We start from the raw sequence: 4,186 nt of genomic DNA on the forward strand, positions 1-4,186 counted from the left end.
CAAACCAATTAGCAATTACTAATATGGCTGCAAACTCAGTGAGTTCTGCACTGCAAATAGGTGATGCAGTTAATACCAGTAATGAAGTTGTAAGTAGTGTTCAGCAATCTTTAATTGCCAGTGTGCAAGACAGTACGGTTAGCAGCTTACAAAGCACGGTACAGCAAAGTGTTAGCGGGCAGGTGAGTGCGGCGGTCACTGATCAAATTAGTAACGATGTAGCACTTAGCACCGCAAGTGAAGTAGTTACCAACATTACTAACGATTTAGACCTAGGTCTTTAATACGCGCGTGTTTGCACAAATGCCGAATGGGGAAACCTATTCGGCCTGTTGGAGAATAAATATGAAAGCAGTTATAACCGCGACACTGTGTGTTTTTAGTGCCCAAGCGGTGCTTGCACAAACTAACCACGTTAAAACAGCTGAGCAAAATAAACCCTTTAAAAGTAGCTTTGAGCTAAATGCAGATGCAGAAGTTGGGGTATTAAGTAACTCGGCGCTGTCTGTTCAGGAACTTGACGATATTTCGTCGCAAAGCGACAGCGGCATAAAAACCGCAGCAGGTGTTAATGCAAAATGGCAAGTAACCAAAGGCGCTAAATTAACATCAAGCTATCGGTTTGAACAACAAGACTACGATTTAGACCTTCATCAATACGATTTAGACCTTCATCAATATGGTTTAGATGGCAGCTACAGCTTTAATAGCCATGAGGTAGGGGTTCGTTACGATGGTGCAAAAGCAAATGTAGATGGCGAACCATTTTTACATTTTAATCAAGCTAGTGCTTACTATGGCCATTTTTTAAACCCGCATACGTATTTGCGTATGAGTATAAAAACCAAAGCTAAACGTTTTGCTACTGCAAAAGCACGTAATGCCGACGGCGTAGGAGCCGATGTAGCGCTTTATCATTTTATAAATAATGGCCAAACCATGCTAATGGCAGCAATAAGTGCCGATAAAGAAAACGCTGACGACAACCAATACGACTTTCACGGCTACGGCTTTACTACTAAAGTTACGCACAAATTTAAGGCCTTTAATGTAGCTAACAAAGTGGGGGCAGGGTGGCGTTATCAAAATAAAGATTATGATGAGCAAACAACGGATGATTTTTTTGAGCAATTACCGTCACGAGATGAGCACCGAAATGTAGTCAATGCGTTTTATAACCTAGATGTATTTGAGCACGTAACACTAATAGCCGAGGCTGAATATGGCGATTATCAATCAAAGCTTAGCAGCAATACCTATACTCAGACGGTTTTATCGGCGTCAGTTAAAGTGCACTTTTAGGTGGGTAAATGGCGCCATAACCAAAGATGGTGTCTTTGCCTTGCTCGCCTAAATCGACGGCCAGCGATGTAAGCTCGTTAAGTGCTTTGGTTTTATTATTACCATGCTTTAACAATAAACAACTTAATGCCGCGCTTACATGCGGCGCTGCCATTGACGTACCCGACTCCCTCCCAAATTTTCCATTGCCTTGGCTTGTAACAACATTTACACCAAGGGCTGCAAAGTCTATGTAATCACCTTTATTTGACCATCTATAAATGTGGTTTTTTGAATCAATAGCACTTACCGCTATCACGCTTTTATACGCACCTGGGTATAGCGGCTGCGANCGCCGGCCCTTGATTACCCGCAGCAGCTACAATTAATACGTTTTGTTTTATTGCTGCAGTAATACTTGCTTCTAAAATTGCATTATTTGGCCCTGTTAGGCTCATATTTATTACGGGTATTTTATTACTAACTAGCCAGTTAAGTGCTTCTACTATGGCAAATAAAGTAGCTCCTTGCGCATACTCAGATTGCCTATAAAACACCTCTGCACTGTAAAGCTTGGCACTGCTTAAAAGCGGGCTGAGCGTTGCTCCTTTACCTGTAATTAACCCCGCTATGGCGGTGCCGTGTAAATTTGGCGAGCTTAACCCTTTAGGTAAAAAGCTTTGCGTGGTGATATTCGCGCCTTTAAAAGCACTGTGTTTGGTATTAATGGCGCTGTCGATCATGCCAATTTTTACACTTTGTGTGCAGTAGGGGGCAATAGACTTATTTTGCGTTACTTTTGCGGTAGGATCGCCTGTTTGCGCTTGGTAAATGTGGTTTCGGTCAAGTATTGCAGACTCATCTAAGTTAAGTGCTTTTAATAACTCACTTTTAGAGTTAACACCTTGGGGTACGTTAAAGCGCACTAAGCTCATGTTAAGTGCGTTATAATTTTTTACCGATACAATGGTTACATTTTGCTGCTTTAGGGTATTAAGTTGTTGGCTATTTGCCATTAATAACCATTGGCGCTCTATAGCTCTAAAGCCGTTTTCTAGCTCTACTTCAACAAATGCGGTGTTTTGGCTATTTATATTAATGTTAAGCACATTAGGTAAGCTGTTAATTGGCTCTCTTATTTGCGCTTTTAGTTCATCAATCGATATTTGTGGTACAGGCACTGGGAGCGGCAGGCGTTGTGCACGCTCTATAGTTTGTTCAATACGCTGCTCTATTGGGTTTAGCTGCCCAAGTACCTGATCGACTCTTACTATATTGGCTGAACTCGTTGCGCTAAATATACAAAGCGAGGCGACTATTATGTGTTTAACGCGGATGTTTTTCATGTTCATAGTAGGTTACTTATTTTTAATTACACTGTTAGTTAACGTTTAACACATAGAAATATTTCATTATTTAAATTATTTTGATTATTTGGGAATAAATGTTTTTTTGAATCGTCTTCTTTATAAAAGGGGTAAAAATCAATGAACGAAACTCTAAAAACCTTATTGCCCATCCTTAGGCGTTTTGCCTATTCGCTAACGGGTAGTAAAGCAGATGCAGACGATGTAGTGCAAATAACAATTGAAAAACTATTAGTAAAAGGCATTCCGGATGACGTTGAGCCTGCTAAGTGGGCATTTAAAATTTGCCGTAATGTGTGGATAGACGAATACCGCTCACGCAAGGTAAGGCAAAATAAGGCTCAGGCCGATATTTTACCAGAGCCAATTACAAGTAATGAGCACCAAACACTCGAAAACAAACAAATGCTTAAACATGTAAATACAGCTCTTGAGCAATTACCCGAAGAGCAACGCGCCATAGTATCGCTGGTGGCAGTGCAGGGCATGGCCTATAAAGAAGTAGCACATACGCTAGATATACCTATAGGCAGTGTAATGAGTAAATTATCGCGCGCACGCAGCACGCTTTATAACTTAATAAAACCCGACTTTAAAAAGGAGCAAGTATGAACATTAACGACGAAACACTTAGCGCCTTTTTAGACTCAGAGCTAAGTGAGCACGAAATGGAGCAAGTGCGTAAAGCCCTTGAAACCGATGATGAGCTAGTAATGCGACTTGCAGAATTTAGCAAAGTAGACATGCTAGTAAAAGAGCACGCAATAAGTATTGACGACGCACCACTTAGTGACTCATTAGCTAAAACGGTTGCAAAGCTTGATACAGCTACTCCAAAAAGCACGTTAAACAGTAATGTAGTAACGTTAACGCCTTGGCAAAAGGTTAAGCAATCGGCTAATAAAAGTTTAGCAATAGCAGCAAGCGTTGCTGTGGTATTTGGTATTGCAATGACGAGCTATTTACAACCCCGTGAGGCGCAAAACTTAGTAGCCAGCAATACCGCCTCAGCCCTTAACACACAACTAAGTAGTGGTGTGTTTGAGCAAAGTGATGGCTCACTATTTAGTGCGCAGCTTAGTTTTAAAAATCAGCAAGGTGAGCTTTGTAGGCAGTATGCACTAAGCTCAAATAATACAACGCAAACAAGCATTGCTTGTAAAACGCAAAGCGGTTGGCAAATTAAAGCGCAAACAGCCGCGCAGCAAAGTGATAATGGCGCGCAATATCAAACGGCGTCTAATAACAGTGAGTTAGATGCTGTTATAGACAGCATGATCAGCGGCGCACCACTAGATAGAGCGCAAGAGCAGCAAGCAATTAGTGCAAAGTGGCAGTTAAACAAATAATAGTTTTTATAAAGCGAGGTGAATGATGAAAACATCTATTTTAATTATCAGTATTTTACTTATGGCGGGTTGCGCATCTAAGCCCGACTACCGCCCAGCGAATAACGGCTCACAAGGTTATAGCGAGCAAAAAATTAGCGACGATCAATACCGAGTCGAGTTTAAAAGCGTATCAAACAACGTAGCCGA

Annotated in this window: 5 protein-coding genes and 1 pseudogene; 4 read left to right on the forward strand and 2 right to left on the reverse strand. The window is 41.2% G+C overall.

From position 1 onward, the window contains the following. Positions 1–284 (forward strand): annotated as a pseudogene (locus L654_RS0114650) (hypothetical protein); the annotation flags it as partial. A gap of 61 nt (positions 285–345) precedes the next feature. Beyond that, a complete protein-coding gene (locus L654_RS0114655; RefSeq protein ID WP_024608304.1) occupies positions 346–1,302 on the forward strand; it encodes a surface lipoprotein assembly modifier in 957 nt (318 codons plus the stop codon). On the opposite strand, the gene L654_RS1000000128705 is transcribed toward L654_RS0114655, so the two are convergent. After that, complete coding sequence (locus L654_RS1000000128705) at positions 1,286–1,600, reverse strand: S8 family serine peptidase (RefSeq protein WP_343223578.1); 315 nt, start codon at positions 1,598–1,600, stop codon at positions 1,286–1,288. The genes L654_RS0114655 and L654_RS1000000128705 overlap by 17 nt on opposite strands. A gap of 4 nt (positions 1,601–1,604) precedes the next feature. Then, positions 1,605–2,633: a S8 family serine peptidase gene (locus L654_RS1000000128710; protein WP_343223579.1), complete on the reverse strand. Its 1,029-nt coding sequence runs from the start codon at positions 2,631–2,633 to the stop codon at positions 1,605–1,607. 135 nt (positions 2,634–2,768) lie between these two features. Between L654_RS1000000128710 and L654_RS0114665 the strand changes: the two genes are divergently transcribed. Further along, positions 2,769–3,260 (forward strand): RNA polymerase sigma factor, encoded by a 492-nt coding sequence (locus L654_RS0114665; protein WP_024608305.1) that lies wholly within the window; start codon positions 2,769–2,771, stop codon positions 3,258–3,260. Beyond that, entirely contained in the window at positions 3,257–3,997 is a 741-nt protein-coding gene (locus L654_RS0114670) for a hypothetical protein (protein ID WP_024608306.1), read from the forward strand. The genes L654_RS0114665 and L654_RS0114670 overlap by 4 nt, the downstream gene beginning before the upstream one ends. Positions 3,998–4,186 lie beyond the last annotated feature (189 nt).

The organism is Pseudoalteromonas sp. TAB23, assembly GCF_000498075.1.
Classification (GTDB): Bacteria; Pseudomonadota; Gammaproteobacteria; order Enterobacterales; family Alteromonadaceae; genus Pseudoalteromonas; species Pseudoalteromonas arctica.